Source organism: Alcanivorax xiamenensis, assembly GCF_009846745.1.
Lineage (GTDB): Bacteria > Pseudomonadota > Gammaproteobacteria > Pseudomonadales > Alcanivoracaceae > Alloalcanivorax > Alloalcanivorax xiamenensis.
The window spans coordinates 1-26,997 of record NZ_AQPF01000017.1; the positions used below are offsets into that span (position 1 = coordinate 1).

Consider the following 26,997-nt stretch of genomic DNA (forward strand, 5'->3'; position numbering starts at 1 on the left):
GTCCGGCGTCCGACTTTCGACCCTCCCGCGCTTCCGTCATAATGCGCTCCCCGAACGGCCGGGAGCGCCCCATGACCGAGCAACGAGACGACATCTACGCCCAACAGCGCGAACGCATCGAACGGTTTTCCTTCGATGAGCGGGTGGTGCGTGTCTTCCCCGACATGATCAAGCGCTCGGTGCCCGGTTACGCCACCACCATCGACATGATCGGGGTGCTGGCGGCACGGTACGCCCAGCCGGATACCTGCCTCTATGATCTGGGCTGTTCCCTGGGGGCCGCGACCCTGGCCATGGCGGCTCTGACGCCGCCGGATAAAGGCACGCTGGTGGCGGTGGACAACTCCCCGGCGATGATCGAGAAGGCGCGGGACCTGTTGCGGGATCAGGGCTTGCGGGACCGGGTCCAGTTGCGCCAGACGGATGTGGCGGGGATGAGCTTCGAGCCCACCTCGGTGGCGGTGCTCAATTTCACTCTGCAATTCATTCCCCTGGAGCAGCGCGATGGGCTGATTCAGCGTCTCGCCGATGCCACCCGCGAGGGCGGCATTCTGGTGCTGTCGGAGAAAATCCGCTTCGAGGACGCCGCCGAGAACGCCCTGCAAAGCGAGTGGCATCATGCGTTCAAGCGCAACAATGGCTATTCGGATCTGGAAATCAGCCAGAAGCGCAGCGCCATCGAGGACGTATTGTTGCCGGAAACTCTGGCTGCCCATGAAGAACGGCTGCGCCGGGCCGGTTACCATGAAGTGCGGGTCTGGTTCCGCTGCTTCAACTTCATGTCCCTGGTGGCGATACGTTGATGCGGACTTATCTGACCGTGTTGGGCGAGGCCCTGGAGCAACACCTCGGTGAAGCGGCGGAGTCGGTGTTGGCGCTCAGCCGGGAGCGTCTGGTCGAACGCCCCCACGGGGATCTGCCGCGCTGGCTGACGGCGCTGGAGCGGCTGCCGCCGGGGCCGGCACCCTGTGACTTTGCCCGGGATACGGTGACCATCGGCGAACCCGGCGCGGCCGGGGATACCGAGGCCCTGCACCAGGGACTTACCGGTCTGATCCCCTGGCGCAAGGGCCCTTTTTGCTTCTTCGGCGAGCATATCGACACCGAATGGCGGTCGGACTGGAAATGGCAGCGAGTGGCGCCGCACCTCAGCGACCTGCGCGGCCGGCGCGTGCTGGACGTGGGTTGCGGCAGTGGCTACCACGGCTGGCGCATGATCGGCGCCGGCGCCGACTGGGTACTCGGCATTGATCCCACCATCCTGTTTCTGGTGCAGTATCTGGCCGTGCGCCGCTACGCATCGGCGGCGCCGTTCTCGTTCGCGCCGTTGCGGATGGAGGAATTACCGGCGTCTCTGCAAGCCTTCGACACGGTGTTCTCCATGGGGGTGCTGTATCACCGCCGTTCGCCGCTGGATCACCTGCTGGAATTGCGTGATGCCCTTCGTCCCGGTGGCGAACTGGTGCTGGAAACCCTGGTGGTGGAAGGCGATGAGCGTACCGTACTGATCCCCGAAGGTCGCTATGCCGCCATGCGCAATGTGTTTTTCCTTCCCAGCACCGCTCAATTGTCGACCTGGCTGCGACGCACCGGCTTCGATCAGGTGCGCTGTGTGGATGAGTGCGTCACCACCACCGACGAGCAGCGCGCCACAGAGTGGATGCGCTTTCAGTCGTTGCCGGATTTCCTCGACCCGGACGACCCGTCCCGTACCCGCGAGGGGCTGCCTGCACCGCGCCGGGCAGTGATGATCGCGCGGCGAGCCCCCTGACCGCCGCTCTCGGCCGAGCCGTCCCGGCAGCCATGCCGGCGGCGGAACACAGGAGTATCATGGCGCTATTCACCCGGGGTGCGAGGTTGCCATGTTGTCCGTTCTGATCGTTGCGTTGTCCAGTTCCGCCCTGACGCTGATCGTGGTGTCGCTGTGGGGGCATTTCTATTTTCAGCCGAAGCTGCGCCAGACCCTGGAAAAGGATATGGAAAAACAGGCCCGCCAGGCCGCCGAAGTGATTGGCGAAAGCGTGGAAGCGGCGGTCAAACGCGGCCTCGCCGACGGCCTTCGCAACCTGCCCACCCGTGAAATCCTGGAAGAAACCAGCCGCAGCCTGGCCCGCTCCGGCAGCGAGATCGTCGGCGAGCGATTGGGGAAGTTCTTTGGGAAGAAGGAACGGTGAAGATAGTTGACAGTTGATAGTGGACAGTTGGCAACGGAAAGAAATGCGGAAGTGCAAAAACCATTTGCGTATCAACAAAGTCGACTCATGCCTTTTCTGTGGGAAGCTTGCTTGCAAGCGAATGTCGCCAAGCGCTTGAACGAACCCCATTCGCTTGCAAGCAAGCTTCCCACAGCGGCTAAAGTCCACCTGTTTTTGTTTTCCGCTGTCAACTGTCCACTATCAATTGTCAACTGTTCCTGTTTCCCCACAGCCTGCCCAGCAGCAGGGCCAGCCCCAGGCTGAGCAGGGTCAGGGACAGGTAGTCGTGGGACAGGGTTTGCCAGAGGCCGTGCCAGTCCCCCTGGACGCGTATGAACGCGGTGCTGATCAAGCCCAGGCCGATCAGCAGAAAAGCCAGGTCCAGCCGGCGTGACCGGCGCAGTTCCTGGCGCATTTGCCGCAACTCATTCAGCAGGTCTTCCTGCAGCAGCCGCTGATCCGCCAACTGAGCGGCCAGTTCGCCGACCTGGGTGGGAAGGGTGGCCAGGCGTTCCAGCCAGGCCGGGTCTTCCCGGCGCAGCAAGGCGAGCAGATCGTGCAGGCGCACGTGATCATCGAGCCAGTTCCGGACCAGCGGCCACAGGCTGAATTCGCTGATCATTTGCTCGAGCCGCAGCAGCAGATCCTCGGGGCCGGTGATGCGCAGTTCCTCACTGCTGCTGTTGGGGGCCAGCAGCCAGTGGAGCAGGGCGCCGAGAGGGGCGCGGATACGCACATCCACCTGGCCTTCATAATCGGTGAGCAGTTCGATACCGTCGGCGTAGATCAGCACATACAACACCCAGCGCGGTTGATCGCCACGTAAACGCACCACGGTGCCGTCCAGCGCCGCCAATTGATCACGGCCGCGGCCGTGGGCGGTGAGCACCTGATTGAGCAGGGTTTCCAGGGTGCCGTAGAGCAGCAGTCCGGAAAGTCCGGCGGTGGTGGGTGAAGCGGGCATGCCTGTCCTTATAACGTGTGCCTGATGGTATTGGGGAGAACCCCCGACAATGCAGTATGGCTTGTCGGCGGTGGAGTTGCCAAAAATTACGCGATAGTGGTGTCCGGAACGACCCTCGTGCCTATACTAGGACCTGTTCCCGGGACCTTAAACAGGCTTTTCGGACATCACATTGGCTGTTTTGACTCGGTACGGCGGTTACACGAACTGTTCGCCGGGAAGCTTGATCGTTAGAGTACTCCAGACTGGCGCCCGCCGTGCCGTTGGTAACCGATGCCAGGGGAGTCTTTACCCAGATGTTGGATTCTTTCTTTTCCCACCCGGACTTCTGGAAGTTATTCAGTATTCCGTTTATTGCCGGGGCGGTCGGTTGGATCACCAACTGGGCGGCCGTGCAGATGACGTTCTACCCCCTTGAGTTCATCGGTATCCGTCCAATCTTCGGCTGGCAGGGCATCATTCCGTCCAAGGTGGAGAAGATGGCCGGCATCGTGGTGGAGAAAACCCTGCAGAAGCTCGGCAGTCTGGATGAGTTCTTCCGCGAGATGGAGCCGGAGAAAATCGCCGCCCACCTGACCAAAAGCATCCAGGCGCGAATGGAGGAATACGTCGACGAGGTGATGACCGAGCGCAACTCCGTGCTCTGGGAGAACCTCCCCCTGGTGGTGCGCCGCCGTGTTTACAGTCGTGCCCGGCGAGCCATTCCCGCGGTGATGGACAATGTGGTCGAGGACATTAGCCGCAACCTGGAAAGCCTGGTGGACATGAAGCACATGATCGTCAGCCGCATGCGCGAGGATAAGGCGCTGATGGTGCAGATGTTCAAGGAAGTGGGTGAGCCCGAGTTCCGCTTCGTCACCAACTCCGGCTTCTATTTCGGTTTTCTGTTCGGTTTGATCCAGGTGCCGGTGTTTATTTTCGTGCCCGGCAACTGGGTGCTGCCGTTGTTCGGCTTTATCGTCGGTATCGCCACCAACTGGTTGGCCCTGAACGTGATCTTCCGGCCGCTGAATCCGGTTCGGGTGGGGCCATTCCGGGTCCAGGGGCTGTTCCTGAAACGCCAGAAGGACGTGGCGGAATCGTTTGCCCGGCTCACCACCGAGGAACTGGTGACGCTGCGCAATATTATGTATCAGGTGGTCAATGGGCCACGTGGTGACCGCACCAAGGCGTTGATCAAGCGTCATCTGAAGCCGCTGCTCAGTGGCGGCGTGGTGCGTACCGCGGCGCAGCTGACGGTAGGGCCGGGTGGCTACGCCGACCTCAAGCGCGCGGTGGAAGACAAGGCGGTGGATCTGGCGGTGGAGCCGTTCGAGGACGACAACTTCAACCGCGAACGCAGCTCCATCATCGAGCGCCTGATGTGTGACCGGATGCAGGCGCTCAGTTCCGAGGAATTCCAGGATCTGCTGCGCCCGGCCTTCCAGGAGGATGAGTGGATCCTGATTCTGGTGGGGGGGTTCCTTGGCGCCATGGCCGGGTTGGCGCAGTTGATCTTCGTGTTCGGGGTGGCCTGATCATGACCTCCCTGAGCCTGACTCCGGCGACCCTGGCGATGCTGCTGGTGGGCTGTGCCCTGATCTCCTCCCTGATCACGCTGAGCGTGGTGGGGCTGGCGGTGAAGTTCCGTCTCTGGCCGGCACTGGAACGTCATATCGACCGGCGCCTGGAGCAGGCGGGGCAGCGGCTGGAAGAGCGTCTGCGCCGCCGTGTCAGCGGCCTGGCCAAGGATCTGGCGAAGGGCGTGGGCGGTCTGGTGGTGGGGCGTCGGTCCCGCGAAGACGATCCCGGTCCGGACGCCTGAAGACGCCCTCTGTAGGACAATTCCCCCCGCCTTCCCAAGTGCTTTCCCTTATACTGTAAGGCGTTTTTCACAGCGTGCCGGTGAAGACCAGGGCGGTGCGCGCTTTCGGGAGAAGCATCATGTCCGATCAATCCAAGGACAATAATCAGGAAAAAAAAGACGAACGCGGCCCTCTGCGCAGCCTGTCCGGTGCTTCCCGGGATCTGCGTAAATACACCCATCAGATCTGGCTGGCCGGGCTTGGCGCCTTTGCCCGTGCGGAGGAAGAAGGCAGTGGTTTTTTTGATGCGTTGGTGGAAGCCGGTCGTCAGGTGGAAAAGCATACCCGTGAGAAAGCCCCGCGGGTGGAAGACATCAAGGAGCGGGTTCGTCATCACACCGGTGAGACCATGGACCGCATGGAAAAAGCCTTTGATGACCGTCTGAGCAAGGCGCTGTCGCGATTGGGCATTCCCAACAAGCGGGAAGTGGAGGCGTTGCAACGCCGGGTCCAGGAGCTGACAGATGCGCTGGAACGGATGGATGACGAGGAACCAGAGTCCGAATCCAAACCCCGGGACCCGGAATAAATCGTGTTCCCGGGATTGCCGTAGTCCCCCAAATTAGCGCCGTATTCGCTGGCAGGCGAGCTTCCCAGAGGGCTTATGGAACCGCTGTGGGAAGCTGGCTCGCCAGCGAATGGATTGGCCAGTGGATTGACTGTAAGCCGGTCATTCCAAACCGGGGACAGCCGCACGGCTCTTTTCCCCCGTCTATCGCCAGCTTATTCACATAGTTATCCACAGATGCGTTCGGTGTGCTTCACAAGGACGCGGCGAGTTATGAAAAATAACGCTTTTCAGCCACAGGGATGACCTGGAACAGGGCGGGGGCGAAAAATCGGGACCTTGGCGTCTGTTCACTATTGACATCGGCAAATCGGTCCGAAACTGTGCACAGCTCGTGGTGGGATGAGAAAGGCGGTAACAAAGCCGCCCAGAAGGTCTAAAGTGCTTAAAGATGGCCTTATAACTAATTGAAAAATAAAGAATTTCTTTAATTGGTCAAAAAAACGTCAAATTGCGCAACCTCCCCTTATTAAGCTGTCATGGGGTGTTTTCCTCACTTTCTCAACAGGGTTATCCACAGTATCTGTGGAAAACCAGTATGGCCGTTCCAACTCTCTGATTTTTCCTCCGCCGGGACGGTCAAAATCACACCAATAAACAAGTAGTGGCGTACTGTCTGGCATGTGAGTCTTCGCGCACCGGTTATGCACCGGATTATCCACAGAAGCTGTGGGTAATCTCAAGCGAAGCCGCTGAGTAATCCCCCGTCCACCAGGAACGATGTACCGGTGATGTAGGAAGCCTCATCGGAGGCCAGCCAGACCGCCACCCTGGCCACTTCCTCCGCCGAGGCAATGCGACGTACACCACGAACCAACTGATTGGCCCGCGCCACCGCTTCCGGGTTGCTGCCGGTGGCGCGCCGGAACATGGGCGTATCGGTGATGCCCGGCGCCACCACGCAGGCGCGCAGGCCCTGGGCGGCGTAGTCCAGAGTGGCGCTTTGCGCCAGCGCTTCCAGGGCGGCCTTGCTGCTGGCATAAGCGGCGCCACCCGGGCGCGTGGCATAGGCATGTTGGGAAGAGGTGATGATGATGCGCCCGGCGCCGCTCTCCAACAGTGGCGGGATCTGATACTTCATCGCCAGGAACACGCCGCGCAGATTGGTGTCATGGATGCGCTCCCAGTCCTCAAGCGTCAATTGATGCAGGGGTTTGAACAGCACCTCGCCGGCGTTGTTATAGCCCACGTCCAGACGGCCGTAGTGATCCAGGGTCTGCTCGATGAAGGCTCGGACCTGTTCCGGCCGGGTGACATCCGCTTCTATATAGAGCGCCTCGCCGCCCTGTCGGGTGATGTGTCGCTGTACTTGTTCGCCCAGCGCGGTGCGCCGGCCGCAGAAGGTGACCCGGGCGCCTTCGGCGGCGAACAGGCGGGCGGCGGCGGCGCCGATGCCGGAGGTGGCGCCGGTGATGGCGACGACCTTGCCGTTGAAACGGCCTCGCTGGCGCGGCGGTGTCAGGGGGGAGTCCGCCAGGGCGGAGCCGGCGGAGAGGGCGGCCAGTCCGGTGGTACCCAGCTTGAGAAAGCGGCGACGATCCGGGGTCATCGATTCATACCTTCGTGATGGTCAATGGGGTTCTCACTTTGCCCCTTGGCAAAATGGGGATAAATCGGTCCGTTCGCATGGTATTTTTGACGCCGAGTCATTAATGCGTGTTTGGCAAGGCGGTCTTCATGTCCCTGGAAACCACGGAAATCAGTGTCTTCGTCAGTGTGGTCAGGCTCGGCAGTTTCGCCCGCGCCGCCGAGGAGCATGGCATGACGCCATCCGGAGTGAGCCGTGTGGTGTCCCGTCTGGAGGAGCGGCTGGCGGTGCGTCTGTTGCAGCGGTCAACACGACGGTTGTCCCTGACCGAGTCTGGTGCCGCCTTGTTCCGGCGCGGCCAGCGTGTTCTGCATGAGCTGCAACAGGCGGAAAGTGAGGCCACCGCCGCCAGCCGGCATCCCAAGGGGGTTATCCGCGTCAACGCACCGGTGGTGTTTGGGCGGCAGCATATCGTGCCGTTGCTGAAGCCGTTGCGTGACCGCTATCCGGAGCTGTCGATCGAGCTGGAGTTGAGCGATCGCTTCATTGATCTCATCGACGAGGGGGTGGATCTCGCCATTCGCATTGGCGCGTTGGAGGATTCCCGTCTGGTGGCGCGCCGGCTGTGCTCTAACCGGCGTTTGCTGGTGGCCAGCCCGGCCTACATCCGCCGCCATGGCGCACCCCGCGAACCGAGCGAATTGAGCGAGCATCATTGCCTGATTTTCACCGCGCTGGAGCGGCCCCGCCAATGGCGTTTGTCGGGGCTGGAAGGGGTGGTGTCGGTGCCGGTCGCCGGCCCCGTGGTCTGTAATAACGGGGAGGTGCTGACCGAGGCCGCCAAGGCGGGGCTCGGTATCGCCATGGGGGTGACGTTCTCCATTGCCGACGCGCTGCTTTCCGGTGATCTGGTGCGGGTGCTGCCGGAGTATGAATTCGAACCCTCGGCGGTGCATGTGGTTTACCCGTCGGCACGGCAGCTCTCGCGTAAAGTGCGGGCGGTGGTGGACTTTCTGGCGGAGTCCTTGCCGGGGCCGCCGTCCTGGGATCTGGCGTTGCGCGGCAAGGTAGTGGGCTTCGAGCCGGCGCCCTGAGTCGCGATAGGTTCAACGACCGCCTGTTCTGAAGGCACGAGTGTGTTCTGCATTCGCTGCCAAGGCAGCTTCCAACAGCAGCTTCGTAGTTCCCTTTGTGGGAAGCTGCCTTGGCAGCGAATGGTGTGCCGGCGGATTGTGAGATAAAAGATTAATGAGCCTCCGGCAAGAATGCCTTGAGGTACTGGGGCTGTTTCATGGTTCCGCCGCCGCCTAGTCTGGGACCTCATGAACCTGGAGGAGAAACGGATGAGAAAAGCGGCGGGTATTTTTCTACTGTCGACAGGGTTGGCAACGGGCGCCCGGGCGGAATTGGCGCCGGAAGATCTGGTCTATCAGTTGGCGCCGACCACCGCGTTGAGCGCCGGTCTACTTGAAGGTAATACCCGCTTCAGCCGCATGCTGGCACTGGGGGACTTTGGCCTGGGCGCTTTGAGCCCGGTGGAAGGCGAGATCATCGTGCTGGGCGGCGAGGTGTATCAGGCTGATCCGGAAGGCCGTATCAGAGCCGTGTCGGATCAGGAGCAAACCCCGTTTCTGACGGTAAAGCGGTTTACCCGGGATCAGCGCTTCACTTTGTCGCAAGTGCGGGGAATGGCGCACCTGGCCCGTGCTCTGGATGCCCGGCTGCCATCGGCCAACGGCGTTTACGCGGTGCGGCTGGACGGGCGGTTTGAGACTCTGAGGTTGCGCAGCGTGCCCCGGCAAAAGCCGCCGTATCGGCCCATCGATCAGGTGGTGGCCGGGCAGAATCTGTATGAGCTTACCGATGTGGAGGGGACGCTGGTGGGATTCCGGTTGCCGGCTTACCTGGCGGCGGTCAGCGGTGCCGGCTATCACTTCCACTTCATTGACCGGGCGCGTCGCCGGGGCGGTCATCTGCTGGATTTGCGAGGCGAGGCGCTGACCGTGTCGGTGGACCAGGGAGCCGGAGTGACGTTGCTGTTGCCGGAAGACGAGGCCTTCGCCGACGCCGACCTGCGTTTGGACCCGCAAAGCACGGCCCGCTTTCAGCGAGCCGTGCGGGGGGAGAAGTAACGACGCGTTTATTGGCCGTACTGGCTGACATCCACTTTTGAGTAAACCTCGTCCCAGTACAGGTCCGCCAATGCGTCGCTGCTGTCCACGTCCTTGACCAATGTCATCCATTTTTCCAGCAGAGGGCGGAAGGTGGCGATCATCTCCGCGGCATCGTCCACGCCGTATTTCTTCTGGTAGTTGGTGGCGATGGTTTCCATGTCTTTTTCGATGAACTGTTCGGCGGTGCTGACCAGGGCATCGTCGGCCTCGTGCATGGCGATGCCTTTTTCTTTCGCCTGTTTGAGTGCGCGCTCGTCATCCACCCGGTAGTTCCAGGTGGTGTGTGCGTTGGAGTCGGCGGCGGCGTGCAGCAGCGCTTTACGTTGTGTCTCGGTGAGCCCCTGCCAGACTTTCCGGTTGGTGCTCAGGGACAGGCCGCCATAGATACCAAGGGGCGCGCCCAGGGTAATGTCGGTGGTGACCTCCATCAGGTTGAAGCTGATCAGCTCCGCGGCCGCTTGCATGGTGCAGTCCACTGCACCCTGGCTCAGGCCCTCGTAGATCTCGTTCACCGACATGGTCACCGGCGTGGCGCCCAGCGCTTCGGCCGCCCGGGCCCACTGCGCGCCGCCCACGCGGACCCGCTTGTCGCTGAGGTCCTTGAGAGTATCCACGGGCTTGTTGCAGAGAAAATAGTAGGGAGACGCCGCCGAGCCGCCGCTGAACACATGATCGTGAGCTTCCCATTCCGCGACGCATTCCGGGCAGTGCTCGAAGACGAACTCGCTGACCGCGCCAGCGTAGGCCAGGTTGGACAGGGATTTCGGGGCGCCCATCAGATCGGTGAGCATGGTCAGTTCGGCCACCAGATTAGTGCGCGGATACTCGGACGGGAAATAGGGGTAGATCATCGAGCCGATGTCGGTCATGCCTTTTTCCACTCCGCCGGACATCTCCGCGAAGCTGAGCAGCGACATCATATAAACCTTGGCGGTGAGATCGCCATCGGAGTATTCCTTCAGGGACTTGGCGAAATGTTCCGCCGACAGGCCGCCGATGGAGTTGGGCGCTGATCCGGTGGCGAAACGCAGCTGTTCCGCGTTGGCGCCGGAAGTCAACAGCAGGGCGGCGAGCGTGACAAGCAGGGTGGGGAAAGCGGGGCCGCGACGGGAGGTCGCGCCCCATGAACGAAATACCGACATGGGAATGTTCTCCTTCTTATATGACCCGGGATGGGCCTTTCATCCTGTCGGTGGAGAGAGGCAATTAACGTCGTCGGAATGGACGATTATCCGGCTCTGGTGACATCCGCGCCGACATCGTTCGATCCGACGATGGTCACGGCGTGGCCAGGGGGTTTAATGGGACAGGCAGGGCAATAACAAGGACAAGTCATGATTTTGCATTCCCGGCAGTGGATCGATCACTACCTCGATGAGGGGCGTTGGGGCCAACGCACCTTATTGGAGCAATTCGACCAGAACCGCGCGGCCAACCCGGATCGTGAGGCGGTGGTGGATCCACCTGACCGGCCGGATCTGGTCGGTACGGCGGCCCGGTCATTGAACTACCGGACGTTTGGCCGGGCGGTGGACGCCACCGCCGCGGAACTGGCCCGGCGTGGACTTGGAAAGGACGATATCGTGGTGGCCCAGCTTCCCAATGTCTGGGAACTGGCCATGCTCTATCTGGCGGTGGCCCGCGCCGGTGGGGTTCTCACCGCACTGCCGTTGCAATGGCGAGCCACCGATGTGGGCTATGTGCGGGAGCTTACCGAAGCCCGCCTGTACATCGCCGCCGATCACGCCAAGGGCTTTGACTACATCGCCATGGGCAGGACGCTGGGCTTCGAGCAGTGTCTGTCCCTGGCGGAGCTGACCGCCATTGCCGAAGGGCCGGTGGGGCCGCCGCCGCCGGTGACGGTGGACGCCAATGATATCTTCACCCTGTGCTGGACCTCCGGGACCGAGTCGCGACCCAAGGGCTGTCCTATGAGCCACAACAGCTGGTTCTCCCATATCGGTCCGCTGATGCGGACCTCCGGGCTGCGGGAAGGAGACCGGCAACTGTGCGTGGCGCCGCTGGTCAACATGACCGCTCTCGGTGTCAATTACGTGTCCTGGTTGGTCTCCGCCGGTACCTTGGTGCTGCATCATCCTCTGACCATGCCGGTGTTGTTGGAGCAACTCTCCGAGCAGGACATTCACTTCACCATTCTGGTGCCGGCGGTATTGAACATGATCGCCAAGCTGCCGGACGTGGACCGGATTGATCTGTCCTCGGTGCGCGCCATCACCACCGGCTCGGCGCCGCCGTCACTGTGGACGCTGCGGGAGTTCAAACGCCGCTGGGGCATTGAGATCATCAACATCTGGGGGCAGAACGAAGGCACCTGCCTGATTGCCGGACCGGCGGATGTACCGGAATTGGAGCGGCGGGTGGATCACCTGCCGTTCTGGGGCAGGGCCGGCTGCCACTGGCCGTCCGGCGTGGATGGGGTAAGCGTCAAGCTGCTCGATGACGACGATCGGGAAGTGACCGGGCCGGGGGAGATCGGTGAATTGTGTTACCGGGCCCCCAGTTTGTTCGCCGGTTATTTCAAGCGGCCGGATCTGACCGAAAAAGCGTTCACCGACGATGGTTACTTTCGTACCGGTGATCTGTTCATGATTCGGGATCGGTCCCATGTCGGTTTCCATGATCGAAAGAAGGACATGGTGATTCGGGGCGGCTTCAATATTTCCAGCGCTGAAGTGGAGAACGCGGTGCAGGCGCACCCGGCGGTACTGGACGCGGCGGTGATTCCGCAACCGGATGAAGTGATGGGGGAACGGGTATGTGTCTGCGTGGTGCCGCGGGAGCCGGCGTCGCCGCTCTCCCTGGAAGACATCCGCGGTTTCCTTCGTGAGTCCGGGATGAGCCTGTACAAGCTGCCGGAGGCGTTGCGCATCGTCGATGCGATCCCCCGCAATCCGGTGGGCAAGATACTGAAACGACAGTTGCGGGATGAGGTGGGGTAGGGACGGCGGTTGTTTTCACCCTCTCCCTTGAGGGGTTAGGGAGAGGGTGAAAGAATAACGACAAACAGACTCAGAAACGATATTCGCCGCCGTCGATGCCTTTCTGCGTGTCTTCGTTGAGGCGCTGGTAGCAGCTCTCGCCGGGCAGCAGCACGTAGACCGGATCGCTGTGCTTGCCGAGATCGTACTTTTCGTCCTTCAGCTTGTTTTTCTGGTGTTTGAAGGTGCCAGTGGTTTCTACTTCGTGATCGGTGATGCGCAGAAACACCGGAATGGCGTAGGGCGGCAGCTCGCGTTTGAGGTAGTCGCACAGAGCCTGGAAGTCCACGTCATCATGGGGGCGGTCCAGACGCAGCTCGGCCATGCCGGCGCGGCCGTTGGTGTCGGGGATTTCCACGCCGTACACCACGGACTCGACGATGGACTCAAAGCCGTCCAGTATCTGCTCCACTTCAGTGGTGGAGACGTTTTCCCCTTTCCAGCGGAAGGTGTCGCCGAGGCGGTCCACGAACTGGGCGTGTCGGAAGCCGATATCGCGCATCATATCGCCGGTGTTGAACCAGGCGTCGCCTTTCTTGAACACGTCGCGGAAAATCGCCTTTTCGGTTTTTTCCTTGTCGGTGTAGCCGTCGAACGGGGTCTTGTCGGTGATCTCGCCGAGCATCAGGCCGGATTCGCCCTTGCCCACCTTGATCATGAAGCCCTTGGCGTCGCGCATGGGCTGGTCCGCTTCCTTGTCGTACTTGACGATGGCGTAGCTGACCGGGGAGAAGCCCACGGTGTTGTCGAAATTGAATACGTTGGTGAAGGCCACGTTGCCCTCGGAGGAAGCGTAGAACTCCTCCACGCGCTCGATACCGAAACGTGCCTTGAAGTCTTTCCAGATACCCGGACGCAGACCGTTGCCGACAATGGTATGCACGCGGTTGTTGCTGTCGTCGGCTTTGCGCGGCTGTTCGTGCAGGTAACGACACAACTCGCCGACATAGCCGAACGCGGTGCAGTTATGCTGACGGATATCGTCCCAGAAGCGGCTGGCGGAGAACCGGCGTGCCAGCACCAGGCCACCACGGGCGGCGATCACCGAGGCCCAGCAAATGACCATGCCGGTGGCATGGTAGAACGGCAGGGTACAGTAGAGGCGGTCGTCCTTGTCCAGGCGCACGGCGGAATAGCCGAAAGCCCCGAACGCCTTTTGCCAGCGGCCGTGGTTGAAAACCACCGCCTTCGGCAGACCGGTGGTGCCGGAGGTATAGATGTAGAACAGCGGATCCTTGAGGCGGCTTTGATTGGTGCCGGCCGGGTTCTCGCTGGAGCAGTTCTGGATCTCGGTGGCCAGGTTCTTGTAGCCCTCCGGCGCTTCGCCCGGGTTCTGCAGGGTGTCGGCATCGGCCAGGTAAAAGAAGTTGGTTTTCAGATCCAGCTCGTCGCGGATTTCCTCGACGGCGTCGATCAGTTCGCCGCCGATGATGGCGGCCTTGGGTTCCACCAGATTAATACTGTGGGTGAGGACCTTGCCACGCTGGGAGGTGTTCACCAGGGCGGCGCAGATGCCCAGTTTGGCGCAGGCCAGCACCGTGGCCACCAGTTCCGGACGGTTCTCGATATCCACCACCACGGTGTCGCCTTTCTTCAGGCCAATGGAGGCGAAGTAATCAGCGATACGGTTGGCCCAGGCGTTGAATTGCCGGTAGGTGAGTTCGGTGTCCTGATGGATAACGGCAATGCCGTTGGGGTTGGCGGCGGTGGCGGCCTCGAATTCGACACCCAGCCCCAGCGGCTTGGTGGTGTCGGTGATCTTGCTCATTTTTGAGCCCTTCAACAGCCCGGGCAGGTTGGCAAGGATCTCGGGAACCTTCGACAGAATCTTCGGCAACGTAATGACGTCGGCGCTGCTCATGGCATCTCCACTCTCTGATTCTCTAATGTTCTTGGAATACCCGGGTCGCGCCGGGAGTCCACTACCAGCAAAGGGCTGAAAAGGGCTTCTCCGAGGGCGCGCGGCCGCCTTCTCCGGCGATGGAGGAGGGGGCTCGTGATAACTCGGAGATGACCAAATATTCGCGGCGAACAATCGTAAGTTGACCGCTAATGGGGGCTACCATAACCGGCGCTCCGGAGGCGGGCAAGCAGTGATCGAACGGACCCGCCGGTCACCGCGTTGATTGGTTAAAACTTCACCAAACATGGCAAGGAAACCCCACGCCAGTCGCCATTCAAACACAGCCCGCGGATCAGAGCATTTGCCCGACCGCCGGGCAACCGCGTCAGGCCGGGCCGGTGTCCGCTTCCAGGAGCACCAGCAACTGCTGGCGCCGCACCTGATCGCCCATCGCCACCGCTACCTCGGTCACGGTGCCGTCGCAGTCGGCCTTGAGCACGTGCTCCATCTTCATCGCCTCCATCACCGCCAGCACCTGGCCGCGCTGTACCCGGTCGCCAACGCTGGCGGACAGGCTCACCACGGCGCCGTCCATGGGCGCGCTCAGCCGGCCGGAGCCGGGGCCGTCCAGGCTGGCGGCGGGCAGGTGGGTCAGATCCTGGAAGGACGCTTTGTCGGCGCCCTGTTGCAGCCACAGTTGGTCGCCGTGTTGGCACCATTGGAAGCGGCGGCGGATGCCATCCACTTCGGCGATCACGGAGTGGTCATTCACCTCCCGCGGAATCACCGTCATTTCACCGTCGACCCGGTCCCCGCGAAGCGTGAGGGTCCGGCTGTGCTCGCCACATCCCAATGTCAGCGGCTGTGCGCCAAGGATACTGGATTGCCAGCCACGGCCGGGCCCGGCCGGGCGCCGGTCCTGTTGCCGGGCGAGCAGTAGTGCCGCCACCGACCACAAGGCATCGCCGGGCGTTGTCGGCGTGAGACTGGGGTCGTCGGCGAAATCGGCGCCAATAAAGGCGGTGGTGGCGTCACCGGCGGCGAACACCGGGTGGCGTAAAATGGCGGCCAGGAACGCGCGGTTATCGTTGACGCCGGCCAGCACCGTGTCTTCCACCGCCCGCAGCAAGCGGCGCCGGGCTTCGTCACGGGTGGCGCCGTGGGCGATGATCTTGGCCAGCATCGGGTCGTAGTGGCTGCCCACCTGATCCCCTTCACGCAGGCCGTGATCCACCCGCACGCCTTCGCCACCGGCGGGACGCCAGCGTCGTACCGGGCCGGTCTGGGGCAGGTAGCCCTGGGCCGGGTCCTCGGCGTAAAGGCGAACTTCCATGGCGTGGCCGTTCAGAACAACCTGATCCTGGGTCAGCGGCAGGCTTTCCCCGGCGGCCACTTTCAATTGCCAGGCCACCAGGTCCTGGCCGGTGACCAGTTCGGTAACCGGGTGTTCCACCTGCAGACGGGTGTTCATCTCCAGAAAGTAGAACTCACCGTCGGTGCCGAGCAGGAATTCCACTGTGCCCGCGCCCACATAGCCGCAGGCGCGGGCGGCGTTGACGGCCGCGTCGCCCATGCGTTGCCGCAGGGCGTCATCCAGGGCCGGGGAAGGGGCTTCCTCCACCACTTTCTGATGACGGCGCTGTACCGAGCAGTCCCGTTCCCCCAGATGAATGACGTTGCCATGGCGGTCGCCGAACACCTGAATTTCCACGTGTCGCGGCGTGCTCACCGCCCGCTCCAGAATCAGCTCGTCGTTGCCGAAGCTGTTGCGGGCTTCCTGGCGGGCGCTGTTCAACTGCGCCGGAATCTCCGCTTCGTCGGTGACCACGCGCATGCCACGGCCGCCACCGCCGGCGCTGGCCTTGATCATCAGCGGCAGACCGATCCGCCGCGCTTCCCGCAGCAGCGTCTCGTCGCTCTGGTCCTCGCCCTGGTAACCGGGTACACAAGGCACACCGGCTTCTTCCATGGCGATTTTCGACAGCCGTTTCGAGCCCATCAGCCGGATCGCGGCCACCGGCGGGCCGATGAAGGTGATACCGGCGTCCTCGCAGGCCTGGGCGAAGTCGCCGTTCTCGGAAAGGAAGCCGTAACCCGGGTGTACCGCATCGGCGCCGCTGCGGCGGCAGGCATGGAGCAGAGCGTCGATGTTGAGGTAGGAGGCGGTGGCATTGGCCGGCCCGATACAAAGCGCTTCATCCGCCAGCCGTACATGGAGGGCATCGCGATCCGCCTCGGAATACACCGCCACCGTGCGATACCCCAGAGCCTGGGCACTGGCGATGACGCGGCAGGCGATTTCGCCACGGTTGGCGATCAGAATTTTGTCGAAGCTCATGGCGTTGGTTTCCTTTGCTTTATGTCATCGCGGTTCTTTCTGGTATGGAGAGGAGCGCTGGTGTCTGGTAATTCGCTTGCACGCAACACGCAACACATAAAAAGACATACTGGGGCAAAGACTTGTGGTTGCCCGGCGCTGCCGAGCAGTGTGTCGTTTCCAGGCCCGTATTCGCTGCAAGTATGGCGTGAAAGCGTGTTGCGTGTAGGCGTGCAAGCGAATTGCAGGCCCTGTGAACCGCTCGTCCGGCATCACGTCCAATCCGGTGCCCGTTTCTGCACGAACGCCAGTGTGCCTTCCTGGCCTTCCTCGCTGGTGACGGCGTCGGCGAAGTCCCTGGCGGCCTGATCGAGCACCGCGTCGAGGGGCCGCTCCTGCACGCTCAGCACCAATTGCTTGGTCACCCGGTTGGCGTGGGGGGCGCAGCGAAGGATTTGTTCCAGGGTATGCCGCAACCGCTGCTCCAACTCCTCGGTGGAATCGGCGACTTCATGCACCACGCCCAGGGCCCGGGCGCCGTGGCCATCAAAGCGTTCGCCGGTGAGTGCCAGCCGGCGGGCCTGGGTCAGGCCGATGCGGCGTACCACGAACGGGGCGATCTGCGCCGGGATCACGCCGAGGCCGGTTTCCGGCAATCCGAAGCGGGCATCACCGGCGGCCAGCGCCACGTCGGAAACGCAGGCCAGACCAAAACCGCCGCCGAGCACGGCGCCTTCCAGCACGCACACCAGGGCCGCTGGCAGCCTTTCGGCGCGGCTGACCATGGCGCCGAAACGCCGGTTCAGGGTGAAGAACGCCTGATCGTCGCCGGCCGCCGCCTGCTGACGGGCGCCGGCCATGTCCTTGATATCGCCGCCGGCGCAGAAATGGCCGCCGGCGCCACGCAACACCACGGCGCGAACCTCCGGATTGGCTTCCACCCAGTCGAACGCCGCCATCAGCTCATCGACCATGGTCAGGCTCATGGCGTTGCGGCTTTGCGGCCGGTTCAGGGTGACGAACAGGACAGAGCCGTCAGGGTTCAGGGTGATCGTTTCGGTTTCAGGTAGCGTCATAGTTGGTCTCGTTCGTGGGTTATTCTCTTGCACGCATCACGCTTGCACGCTGGCACGCCATACTTGCAGCGAATACGGGCCTGGAAACGGCACATCGCTTGGCAACGCCGGGCAACCACAAGTCTTTGCCCGAGTATGTCTTTTTGCGTGTTGCGTGTTGCGTGTAAGCGTGCTGCGTGCAAGCGTGTCCCAATCAGCGTTTCTTGCCCGGCAGCGTATTCATGGTCTTACAGATGATGCCCAGCATGATCTCGTCGGCGCCGCCGCCGATGGAGCCGAGCCGGCCGTCGCGGTACAGCTGGCTGGCGGGGTTGTCCCACATGAAACCGTTGCCGCCCCAGAACTGCAGGCAGGAGTCCGCGACTTCCCGGGCCAGGCGGCCTACTTTCAATTTCGCCATGGACGCCAGCTGCAGCACATCCTTGCCGTTGATGTAGAGCTCACAGGCGCGGTAGGTGAGGGCGCGCAGAGCTTCCACCTCGGTTTGCAGTTCAGCCAGGCGGAAGTGCACGGTCTGATTGTCCAGCAGACTCATGCCGAACACCTTGCGCTCGCGGGCGTACTCGATGGTTTCGTCGATTACGTGTTCCATGCCCTTGAGGCTGTTGGATGCGGCGAACAGACGCTCTTCCTGGAACTGCATCATCTGCATCATGAAACCCATGCCTTCCTGGCCGATCAGATTGCGTTGCGGCACGCGCACGTTGTCGAAAAATACCTGGGCGGTTTCCGAGGAACGCATTCCCAGTTTGTCCAGTGGTTTGTCCACGGTGATGCCGGCGGCGTCCTTGGGGACCACGATCAGGGATTTGTTGATGTGCGGCTTGTCATCGGAGGTGTTCGCCAAAAGGCAGAAGAAATCGGCGCTGGGCGAATTGGTGATCCACATCTTGGTGCCGTTGATGACGTAGTCATCACCGTCTTTTTTCGCCGTGGTTTTCACCGCCGCCACATCGGAACCGGCCTGCGGCTCGGAAACGGCGATGGAGGCCACCATGTCACCGGCGATGGCGGGAGCGAGATAGTCCCGACGCAATTCATCAGAGCCGAAGCGGGCCAGGGCCGGCGTCGCCATGTCGGTCTGCACGCCCACCGCCAGCGGCACACCGCCGCAATGCACCGTGCCCATCTCCTCGCTCATCACCATGCCGTAGGAATAGTCCAGCCCCATGCCGCCGTACTCCACCGGCTTGGTGACGCCGAGCAGACCCAGGTCGCCCATTTTCTTGAACACGTCATGGATCGGAAAACGGCCCGCCGCCTCCCATTCCTTTACATGCGGGTTGATTTCCTTGTCGACGAATTGGCGTACCGTGCGGCGCAGTTCTTCATGTTCTTGACTGAATTTCATGACACACTCCTGCTATGTGTTCTATTCGATTTGACTGACGTCCAGGCTGATTCTTTAGCCACTGTGGGAGCTTGCTTGCAAGCGAATATCACTAAACGTCCGAGCGAACCCCATTCGCTTGCAAGCAAGCTCCCACAGCGGCTCATTAACTATTCACTGTTAACTGTCAACTTCATTCATAGTCTTGCCACGCCAAAGGTGTTGCCATTGAGCTGGCGGTGTTCCGCCTGACGGCAAATATCCAGAACATAGGCCAGCACCCGGCGGGTATCGCGCGGATCGATGATGCCGTCGTCCCATAAGTGGGCGGTGCCATAGAGCGCGGTGGATTGCGCGTCCAGTTTCTGCGCGGTGCTTTGCTGCAGCATCTCCAGCACTTTCTCATCCGGTTCGATACCGTTGGCCCGCTGTTTGGCTTCGGCGACGATGCGCAGCACCATGCCGGCCTGCTGGCCGCCCATCACCGCCACGCGGGAATTGGGCCAGGCGAAAATAAAGCGCGGATCCAGGCCCCGGCCGCACATGGCGTAGTTGCCGGCGCCATAGGAGCCGCCGATGACAATGGACATTTTCGGCACCCGGGCGTTGGCCACCGCCTGGATCATCTTCGAGCCGTGCTTGATCACGCCGTTGCGTTCGGCGTCGGTACCGACCATGAAGCCGGTGGTGTTGTGCAGAAACAGCAACGGTCGACTGCTCTGGTCACACAATTGAATAAACTGGGCCGCCTTGGCCGCGCCGCGCGGCGTGATCGGCCCGTTATTGCCCAGTACGCCCACGGGTTGACCTTCGATAGCGATCCAGCCGCATACGGTGGCGCCGTCCCAGTCGTTCTTGAAGTCGACGAAGTTGGAATCGTCGGCGATCCGTGCGATCACTTCGCGTACGTCGTAGGGTTTCTTGGCGTCGCTGGGCACCACGCCCAGCAGTTCCTCTTCGTCATAGCGGGGCGGTACCCAATCCCCGGCGGCCGGCGCATCGTCGCGCCAGCCGAGTACCCCCATCAGGTCCCGCGCCTGACGGATGCCGTCGGCATCGTCATCGGCCAGATATTCGGCGGTACCGGCCACTCCGGTGTGCATTTCAGCGCCACCCAGCGCCTCGTCGGTGGCGATCTCACCGGTGGCGGCTTTCAGCAATGGCGGGCCGGCCAGGAACATCTTGGCGCGGTCACGGACCAGAATGACGTAGTCGGAAAGACCCGGCTGATAAGCGCCGCCGGCGGTGGCGTTGCCATGCACCACGGTGATTTGCGGAATACCGGCGGCGGACAGCCGGGCCTGGTTGGCGAAGGTCCGCGCGCCTTCCACGAAGACCTCGGCGGCGTAGTTCAGATTGGCGCCGCCGGATTCCACCAGACTCACCACGGGGAGTTTGTTTTCCAGAGCGATACGTTGCAGGCGCAACGTTTTGTTCAGGCCGGAAGGGGTAATGGTGCCGCCCTTGATGGCGGAATTGGAGGCGGTCACCAGACAGCGCACGCCGGCCACATAACCGATCCCGGCAATACTGCCGCCGCCGGCCTCGGTTCCGTCCTTGTCATCGTGCATGCGATAGCCGGACAGATTCATCAGGCTGAGAAACGGCGAGCCTGGATCGAGCAGACGGGCGACCCGCTCATGGGGCAGCAACTGGCCCCGTTTCTCGAATTTAGCGCGCTTGGCTTCCGAGGCGTCCACCACGCCCTGCTCGATGGCGCGGAACTCCTCCACGGCCTTTAGCATGGCCTCCCGGCTTTCGCGGAAGCTGTCGCTGTTGACGTCCAGGCTGGTTTCCAGTACGGGCATGATCGGGTCCTGTCAGTATTCGCGGATTCAGTCTTGTTTGAAAATGGCGGGCGTGATGGCGCGGTGGAAGCCGTCGAAGGGCTCGCTGCGCTTATGTTCCGGCAACGGGAAAATCGCCACGTTGCCCTGGCTGGCGCCGCCGTCGATACGCAGCGTGTCGCCACTGATGAAGGCCGCGGCATCGCTGAGCAGGAAGCAGATCGCCGAGGATACTTCCGCTTCCACGCCCATGCGTTTCAACGGCACCGCGGAGCGCAGCGTTTTGAGAATGTTCTGGAACGCTTCTGGATAAGTGTCCATGCCAGAGGAGGCAATCCATCCCGGGGCTACTGCGTTCACCCGCACGCCGCAGCATCCCCATTCCACCGAGGCGGTCTTGGTGAAGTTGTCCATGCCGGCGCGGGCGGCGCCGGAGTGCCCCATGCCGGGCATGCCGCCCCACATGTCGGCGACGATGTTGACGATGGCGCCGCCGTGTTGGTTCATACCTTGCGTGAACACTTCCCGGGCCATCACGAAGCCGCCGGTGAGGTTGGTGCGGATCACCGTTTCCCAGCCTTTCTGGCTGATCAGCGCCAGCGGTGCGGGAAACTGGCCGCCGGCATTGTTGACCAGACCATGCACCTGGCCCACCGCCTGGTAGATCTCCGCCACCGTCGTGCGCACCCGTTCCTCTTCCCGGATGTCGCAACTGAAATACAGGGCTTCGCGGCCGGTGTCCTGCTGTATTTCCTCGGCCACCTCGCGCAACTTGTCTTCGCCGCGGCCGATCAGTACCACCCTGGCGCCGAGCGCCGCCAATTCATGCGCGGTGCAACGACCAATACCGGAACCGCCGCCGGTGACAATGATGTTGCGGTCGGCGAACAGGTTTTCCCGAAAGACGGAACGGTAGGGCATGGGTAACAGTCCTTTATAGCTGTGTGGTCGGCTGAAATGTCACTGCGCTTGGCGCTGGGCTGGGCCAGACGCCAGGCGCTAAAGTCAAAACCCGGAGCTGCTGGCGTTGCGGAAATAACAAAGCGTTTTCGTGCTTGCCAGGGCATTGGGGCTGGTTTTGCATTATCGGCGTCCGGCGTCCCTAATATTCCCTGGGCCGGCGGCAGGCGCGGACTCTTAGCGGCCAGCGAACCTTGAAATCGCCCGCTCATGACACCCGCCTTGCTATTTCTTCACTGACCGCCACCGGCATGTCCAGCAACTGCTGCGCGAACGCCTTGCCCTGCGGATCAATGCGCAGACTGGCGATGCCGCCGCCGCCCAGCGCGTTGCGCAGCGAAGGCGTGCATGCCGGGCAGCTCCCAGCGGCTGACCGAGCCGGTTTCCGGATCGAGCACATGCCGCATGTAGTCCGCCACCGCGGCCTCACTCAGCGCCGCGCGTAAATAGGGCAGGTAAACCGGGTCCCGGGCGATAACGCCGATGTTGGCGTGGTTGCCCTTGTCGCCGGAGCGGGCCCAGGCCAGTTTCACCAACGGCACCTCGGTGTCGCCGGAGGCAGTCTCGCCGTCCGTTTGCGGGGCCGGTTTCGTCAGCGGCTCGCCGGCGGGAATGGCCACCGGCAGGGTTTCACCGTTGACGTCCACCGTGACCGGCACCTTCTGTTTACCGATAAGGGTGGAATAAAGACGAATACGGGGCATCGGCTTGGGCCGGCCGCCGACCAGACCGGACAAGCCCGGGGCCATGCCGGTGGCGGCCTGGGCGATTTCCCGGGCGAACAGACCCAGGGCCTTGCGGTCGTCGTGCAGGGCGGCGATTTTCACCACGACTTCGCGGCTGTCCTGGCGGCGCGCCTGGTTGCCGTAGGTGGCCTCGCTGCCGAGGATTTCCACGCTGACATCCCGGAAGGGCGCCAGCCCCGCCTGTTTGAACTGCGCCGCCACCTTGCCGAGGATGGCGTCGGCCACTACTTGGCCCTTGGCGGGGGCGTCGATGCCGCCCATCAGGAAAGAGGCGGTGATGCGTTGGCCGTCGGGGTAGGTAGCGGACACCTTGTAAGTGTCGGTGGGGGGCAGCCCGCGCGCGCCGCTGACTTTGACACGATCCGGCCCGTCCTGGGTGAGAGTGACGTTGGTGAAGTCGCAGACCACGTCGGGAAGGATGTACTGGCGCGGATCGCCGATTTCATAGAGCAGTTGCTCACCGACGGTGGCGGGGGTGACCAGTCCCCCGGTGTCCGCCGGTTTGGTGATCACCACGGTACCGTCCCGGTGGCATTCGGCGACCGGGAAGCCCATGTTGTCGAAGCCGGGCACATCGCGCCAATCGGTGAAGTTGCCGCCGGTGCATTGGGCCCCGCACTCGATCAGATGGCCGGCCAGGGAGCCTTGGGCCAGCCGGTCATAATCGTTGTCGGCCCACTGGAACTCATGCAGCAACGGGCCCAGCACCAGAGCGGAGTCGGCGATACGGCCAGTCAGCACCAGGTCGGCGCCAGCGTCCAGAGCGGCCTTGATCGGCAGGGCGCCAAGGTAGGCGTTCATGGTCACGGTAATTGGCGGCAAGGCCGCGCCGGTGTCCATTTCCCGGCAGTCGGTGAACTCGGCCCGGCGCGGATTAAGATCGTCGCCTTCCACCAGGGCGATGTTCAGCTCGACGCCGGCCTCGGCGAACACCTTGCTCAGTGCATCCCGGCAGGCCCTGAGATTCACGCCGCCGGCGTTACTGATCACCTTGATGCCCTTGTCCTTGATCTCCCGGGCCAGCGGCGCCATCACCTGGGTGACAAAATCGTGGGCGTAGCCGGCGTTGGCGTCCTTCATGCGCGCCCCGGCCATGATCGACAGGGTGACCTCGGCCAGATAGTCGAACACCAGATAGTCGATATTGCCCTGGCGGACCAGTTGGAAGGCGGCGCTGTTGGTGTCGCCCCAGAAGCCGGCGGCGCAACCGATGCGGGTGATGTCGCTCATGATTGTAGGGGCCTGATTCCCGTTGCTTTGGATGAGTTCGTAAGCTACCAAGCAAGCGCTTGGTTTGGCAAGTAGGGAAATGCCTTGATGATCCCGTGCGAGAGCGGGTTCCATGGCCTGGCCATGACTGGCCATGAAGAGAAGCGTGGCCGGTTCACTTAGGCAGGTAGTTTGCTCCGTGCCGTTTAAAGGCATCCGCCAATACGCGCAGGCCCGCCATCCTGGGACCTTGTTTGTGGGTAATGAAGAAAACCTGATTGTGTAATGGCGCGGTTTTCAGGACCAGGGCATGCACTTGCCCTTCTTTTTCTGATCGCCGTACTGCTGAGGTGGGGGCCATGGTGAGCATGGAGGTTGCATTGACGATTGCCAGATTGGCGTAGAACGCGGAAGACTCCAGTTTCGCCTGTGGCGGTGGCAGCTCCGCGGCCAGGAACATCCCCTCGACCATCCGCCGGGTATGAGTGCTGTGCTCAGGCAATATCCATTCCTCGGCCAGTAGCTCCTGCAACCTGACGTTGCGGCGTCTCGCCAGAGGGTGATCCGGAGCACAGGCGACAAGCAGCCCGTCGGTAGTGATGTATTCGAAGTCAAGGTCGGCGAATCGCTCGGATTCGATGGTCCCGGCATTCAGCACCCCGAGAACGCAATCCAGTCTGCCGCGATGCAACAGTTCCAACATGGATCCGGCGGAGGCCTGGTGGAAAGACATGCGCGGCAGAGTGCCTTGTTCCTGCAGGTCTCTTACCACGGCGGGCACCAGAGAAATAGAGGTTACCGGCAGAACACCAATGCGGATCAGCGGCTCCACCACGCTCGCGTTGCTGGCGGTAACCGCCGCATCGAGGGAGGCCAGGGAATGACGCAATCGCTCCAGGGCCATACGGCCGGCGGCGGTGAGGCGGGCACCGCGGGTGGTGCGTTCAAAAAGGGTGGCATTGAATGCCGCTTCGAGGTCGTGGGCCATCCCGGTCACAGCAGGTTGGGTGAGGGATAGCCGATTGGCGGCGGCGGTCAGGGAGCCCGTCTTATCGACCAGTTCGATCAGCCGTAAGTGCTTGATTCTGAGGTGGTCGAGTCGCGACCCGCGTTCAGCCGTGGAAAACTTTGACATAACAATCTCTTATGAATCCATATAATCATCCTAATTTACTCTGATGTCCGGGCTTCGCACAATGCGACACAAGCTTGATCGGGCGGACTCTTTGAATCCGCCCCGGGCAAGGCCATTGAGAATAGCGCCGACTTCGCCACCGGCCGCCAAGAACAAAGGAGACAATATGGAATTTATGCCCCTGAAAGGGATCCGGGTGCTTGATTTTTCGCATGTGATCGCCGGCCCCTTCGCTTCTCACTATCTCGCCCAGATGGGGGCGGATGTCCTTAAGGTGGAAAACGTCAACGGTGGCGATGTGATGCGTCGTAATGCCAAGGGTCCCAGGTCCTACCTGGCCTTTAATGCCGGCAAGAAGCATCTGGCGCTGGACATCACCGGCGAAGAAGGTCGTAAGCGAGTGCTCGATGAGGTGGCACGAGCGGATATCCTGCTGGATAACCTGAAACCCGGCACCCTGGAAAAAAATGGTTTCGGTCCGGACGACTTGAGCAAGATCAACCCGCGTTTGATCTATTGTGCGATTTCCGGATTTGGTCGCGAGGGCACCTGGTCCAAGCGATTGGCCTATGACCATGTGGTACAGGCGGCGACCGGCATGATGCTGATGGCGGGTGGGGAAGGTGACCCACCGATCAAGACCGGATTTCCGGTGATAGATACGGCCACCGGCATTATCGGAGCTCTGGCTATCGTCAGTGCTTTGCACGAGCGCGAGCGGACAGGCAAGGGCACCTTTCTGGATGTTTCAATGACCGGTGCCGCCATGCAACTGATGTATCCATTTGCCTGTGAGGCCATGACAACGGGGGAGTCACCGTCCCGCGTGGGGAATCAAGGGTACTCCGGCAGCCCGGCCGCGGATCTGTTCTCAACAGCGGATGGGCGTATCGCTTTGGGCGTCAATACCCCCAAGCAGTTCCTGGCTCTGCTTGGTGTTCTGGGAATGCTCGACGCCGCTGAAAATCCAGACTTCTTCGAAATGCCCATTGATGCTTCGGCACCGGCGTCTTTTTTACGGTCCAGGGATCCGGCGGCGCTCAAGGCGGCGCTCGCCGAGCGAATTTCAGTCTGGAGCGGAGAGCAGCTGGAGCGTGAGCTCATGGAGGTCCAGGTGCCCGCTGCCCAGGTACAGCGTATCGGTGAATTTGCCGAGCAGGCACTAAGACAAGGTGGCCTTGCCAGAGTCCGGCTTGAGGAGGGTGAGGATTATGTCCATAGCCCCGGGCTTGGCTTCCGCACCAGACAGCTCTAGAAGCAACCCTTCGCCATTTCGATCGACCACCACGATTTTGCCTGTAAGGTTACAGCCGGGAGGAGAACACAATGACCGCTAATGCCCTGCCCATGGAATTAATTGATATCGAAAGCCGTTACCAGCACATCAAGCCGGTACCGCGCATGCCCAATTTCGCCGCCTGGATCGAAGGGGTTGATTTGACCCAGCCTTTGAGTGAGCCAGTGAAGGAAGAACTGCGCCAGGCCCTGAATGATTTTGAAGTGATCTTCTTCAAACCGCAGAAACTGACAACGGAACAACACATCGAATTGGGTAAAGTGTTCGGGCCGATTTCCGACGGGTCGTATTTCGACAGGCATGCGGACACCCCGGAAGTGGAAGTGCTTGAGAACAACGCGGATCGCCCGCCGACCATCGATAACTGGCATAGCGATATTTCCTGGAAAGAAAAGGCGCCCCTGGGCACCGCGATCCAGATCACCGTGACACCGCCGGCAGGCGGCAATACCTGCTGGTCCAGTATGAGTAAGGCCTACGAGTATCTGTCTGAGAATATGAAAGCCTACCTGCGGGACCTGCGTGCGGTGCACACCTGGGAAATCGGCCCGTTCCGTGAGTATCTGGCGTCGCAGGGAGAAGAAAAGCTGTTCTGGGCCTTGCGTAACTTTCCTCCGGTGGAACACGACGTTGTCAAGGTCCATCCCGAATCCGATCGTCACTGTCTGTACGTCAACAGTGGATTCACGAAACGCATTGTCGGGCTGGATAAACGGGAAAGTCAGGCCATCCTGCAGTTTCTTTTCAACTGGGTACAGCGCCCTGAATTCATGGTTCATCACCAATGGGAAGCGCATGGCATTGCCATTTGGGATAACCGGAGCACCCAGCATTATGCGGTAGCGGACTATTGGCCTTATCACCGGATCAATCAGCGCGTGACTTTTGACGTTCCCGAATAACGGGAACGGATTGGTGTGAATGCGTGATCCGGGACCAGGCCCTGTGCGCGGCGCGACCGATTCCGCCAACAAGCCGGTGGAATGCGGATCGGCGTTGCTCTGAAGTGGGCCTGGATTTCCAGG

The 26,997-nt window shown here is 61.8% G+C and carries 21 protein-coding genes and 1 pseudogene; 11 read left to right on the forward strand and 11 right to left on the reverse strand.

From position 1 onward, the window contains the following. The first annotated feature begins 71 nt into the window (after positions 1-71). The 3 genes from cmoA (at position 72) to A6D6_RS11720 (ending at position 2,174) form a co-directional block, all read left to right on the forward strand. A complete protein-coding gene (cmoA, locus tag A6D6_RS11710) occupies positions 72-803 on the forward strand; it encodes a carboxy-S-adenosyl-L-methionine synthase CmoA (protein ID WP_236564090.1) in 732 nt (243 codons plus the stop codon). Further along, a complete protein-coding gene (gene cmoB / locus A6D6_RS11715; protein WP_159660829.1) occupies positions 803-1,771 on the forward strand; it encodes a tRNA 5-methoxyuridine(34)/uridine 5-oxyacetic acid(34) synthase CmoB in 969 nt (322 codons plus the stop codon). Before cmoA ends, cmoB begins: the two co-directional genes overlap by 1 nt. 91 nt (positions 1,772-1,862) lie before the next feature. Then, positions 1,863-2,174, forward strand: a complete 312-nt coding sequence (locus tag A6D6_RS11720; protein WP_159660830.1) for a hypothetical protein — start codon at positions 1,863-1,865, stop codon at positions 2,172-2,174. 229 nt (positions 2,175-2,403) lie between these two features. On the opposite strand, the gene A6D6_RS11725 is transcribed toward A6D6_RS11720, so the two are convergent. Next, on the reverse strand, positions 2,404-3,159 hold the full coding sequence (locus tag A6D6_RS11725; protein ID WP_159660831.1) for a hypothetical protein: 756 nt from the start codon (positions 3,157-3,159) through the stop codon (positions 2,404-2,406). Between the two features lie 296 nt (positions 3,160-3,455). Between A6D6_RS11725 and A6D6_RS11730 the strand changes: the two genes are divergently transcribed. From A6D6_RS11730 to A6D6_RS11740, 3 genes are all read left to right on the forward strand, one after another. Beyond that, positions 3,456-4,676 carry a DUF445 domain-containing protein gene (locus A6D6_RS11730; protein ID WP_133493547.1) on the forward strand — a complete coding sequence of 407 codons (1,221 nt, stop codon included), beginning with the start codon at positions 3,456-3,458 and terminating at the stop codon, positions 4,674-4,676. Between the two features lie 2 nt (positions 4,677-4,678). After that, a complete protein-coding gene (locus A6D6_RS11735; RefSeq protein WP_236564091.1) occupies positions 4,679-4,963 on the forward strand; it encodes a hypothetical protein in 285 nt (94 codons plus the stop codon). 119 nt (positions 4,964-5,082) lie between these two features. After that, complete coding sequence (locus tag A6D6_RS11740) at positions 5,083-5,532, forward strand: phasin family protein (RefSeq protein WP_133493548.1); 450 nt, start codon at positions 5,083-5,085, stop codon at positions 5,530-5,532. 718 nt (positions 5,533-6,250) lie between these two features. Here the strand turns inward: A6D6_RS11740 and A6D6_RS11745 are convergent. After that, positions 6,251-7,120, reverse strand: a complete 870-nt coding sequence (locus A6D6_RS11745) for an SDR family NAD(P)-dependent oxidoreductase (RefSeq protein WP_133493549.1) — start codon at positions 7,118-7,120, stop codon at positions 6,251-6,253. Positions 7,121-7,248: 128 nt separating this feature from the next. Here A6D6_RS11745 and A6D6_RS11750 point away from each other — a divergent pair, with 128 nt between their 5' ends. Both A6D6_RS11750 and budA read left to right on the forward strand, forming a co-directional pair. Further along, positions 7,249-8,193: a LysR family transcriptional regulator gene (locus tag A6D6_RS11750; protein WP_133493550.1), complete on the forward strand. Its 945-nt coding sequence runs from the start codon at positions 7,249-7,251 to the stop codon at positions 8,191-8,193. Between the two features lie 249 nt (positions 8,194-8,442). Then, positions 8,443-9,231 (forward strand): acetolactate decarboxylase, encoded by a 789-nt coding sequence (budA, locus tag A6D6_RS11755; protein ID WP_159660832.1) that lies wholly within the window; start codon positions 8,443-8,445, stop codon positions 9,229-9,231. 8 nt (positions 9,232-9,239) lie between these two features. Here the strand turns inward: budA and A6D6_RS11760 are convergent, their stop codons facing one another. After that, a complete protein-coding gene (locus A6D6_RS11760; protein ID WP_133493552.1) occupies positions 9,240-10,415 on the reverse strand; it encodes a C4-dicarboxylate TRAP transporter substrate-binding protein in 1,176 nt (391 codons plus the stop codon). Positions 10,416-10,607: 192 nt separating this feature from the next. Here A6D6_RS11760 and A6D6_RS11765 point away from each other — a divergent pair, with 192 nt between their 5' ends. Further along, complete coding sequence (locus A6D6_RS11765; RefSeq protein WP_159660833.1) at positions 10,608-12,233, forward strand: class I adenylate-forming enzyme family protein; 1,626 nt, start codon at positions 10,608-10,610, stop codon at positions 12,231-12,233. A 70-nt stretch (positions 12,234-12,303) separates the two neighbouring features. Here the strand turns inward: A6D6_RS11765 and A6D6_RS11770 are convergent, their stop codons facing one another. From A6D6_RS11770 to A6D6_RS11805, 8 genes and pseudogenes are all read right to left on the reverse strand, one after another. Then, positions 12,304-14,133 (reverse strand): long-chain-acyl-CoA synthetase, encoded by a 1,830-nt coding sequence (locus A6D6_RS11770; RefSeq protein WP_133493555.1) that lies wholly within the window; start codon positions 14,131-14,133, stop codon positions 12,304-12,306. Between the two features lie 367 nt (positions 14,134-14,500). Continuing rightward, positions 14,501-16,453: an acetyl/propionyl/methylcrotonyl-CoA carboxylase subunit alpha gene (locus A6D6_RS11775; protein WP_159660834.1), complete on the reverse strand. Its 1,953-nt coding sequence runs from the start codon at positions 16,451-16,453 to the stop codon at positions 14,501-14,503. 251 nt (positions 16,454-16,704) lie between these two features. Beyond that, positions 16,705-17,508, reverse strand: a complete 804-nt coding sequence (locus A6D6_RS11780) for an enoyl-CoA hydratase/isomerase family protein (protein WP_133493557.1) — start codon at positions 17,506-17,508, stop codon at positions 16,705-16,707. Positions 17,509-17,701: 193 nt separating this feature from the next. Continuing rightward, positions 17,702-18,859: an acyl-CoA dehydrogenase family protein gene (locus tag A6D6_RS11785; protein ID WP_159660835.1), complete on the reverse strand. Its 1,158-nt coding sequence runs from the start codon at positions 18,857-18,859 to the stop codon at positions 17,702-17,704. Between the two features lie 176 nt (positions 18,860-19,035). Then, complete coding sequence (locus A6D6_RS11790; protein WP_133493559.1) at positions 19,036-20,646, reverse strand: acyl-CoA carboxylase subunit beta; 1,611 nt, start codon at positions 20,644-20,646, stop codon at positions 19,036-19,038. Positions 20,647-20,673: 27 nt separating this feature from the next. Continuing rightward, positions 20,674-21,546: an SDR family oxidoreductase gene (locus tag A6D6_RS11795; RefSeq protein ID WP_159660836.1), complete on the reverse strand. Its 873-nt coding sequence runs from the start codon at positions 21,544-21,546 to the stop codon at positions 20,674-20,676. Between the two features lie 247 nt (positions 21,547-21,793). Continuing rightward, a pseudogene (locus tag A6D6_RS11800) lies at positions 21,794-23,561 on the reverse strand (acyclic terpene utilization AtuA family protein). Between the two features lie 154 nt (positions 23,562-23,715). Further along, positions 23,716-24,675, reverse strand: coding sequence for a LysR family transcriptional regulator (locus tag A6D6_RS11805; RefSeq protein ID WP_159660837.1), 960 nt, complete (start codon positions 24,673-24,675; stop codon positions 23,716-23,718). A gap of 166 nt (positions 24,676-24,841) precedes the next feature. Here A6D6_RS11805 and A6D6_RS11810 point away from each other — a divergent pair, with 166 nt between their 5' ends. Both A6D6_RS11810 and A6D6_RS11815 read left to right on the forward strand, forming a co-directional pair. Next, a complete protein-coding gene (locus tag A6D6_RS11810) occupies positions 24,842-25,930 on the forward strand; it encodes a CaiB/BaiF CoA transferase family protein (RefSeq protein ID WP_159660838.1) in 1,089 nt (362 codons plus the stop codon). A gap of 71 nt (positions 25,931-26,001) precedes the next feature. After that, positions 26,002-26,874 carry a TauD/TfdA dioxygenase family protein gene (locus A6D6_RS11815; protein WP_055100733.1) on the forward strand — a complete coding sequence of 291 codons (873 nt, stop codon included), beginning with the start codon at positions 26,002-26,004 and terminating at the stop codon, positions 26,872-26,874. Positions 26,875-26,997 lie beyond the last annotated feature (123 nt).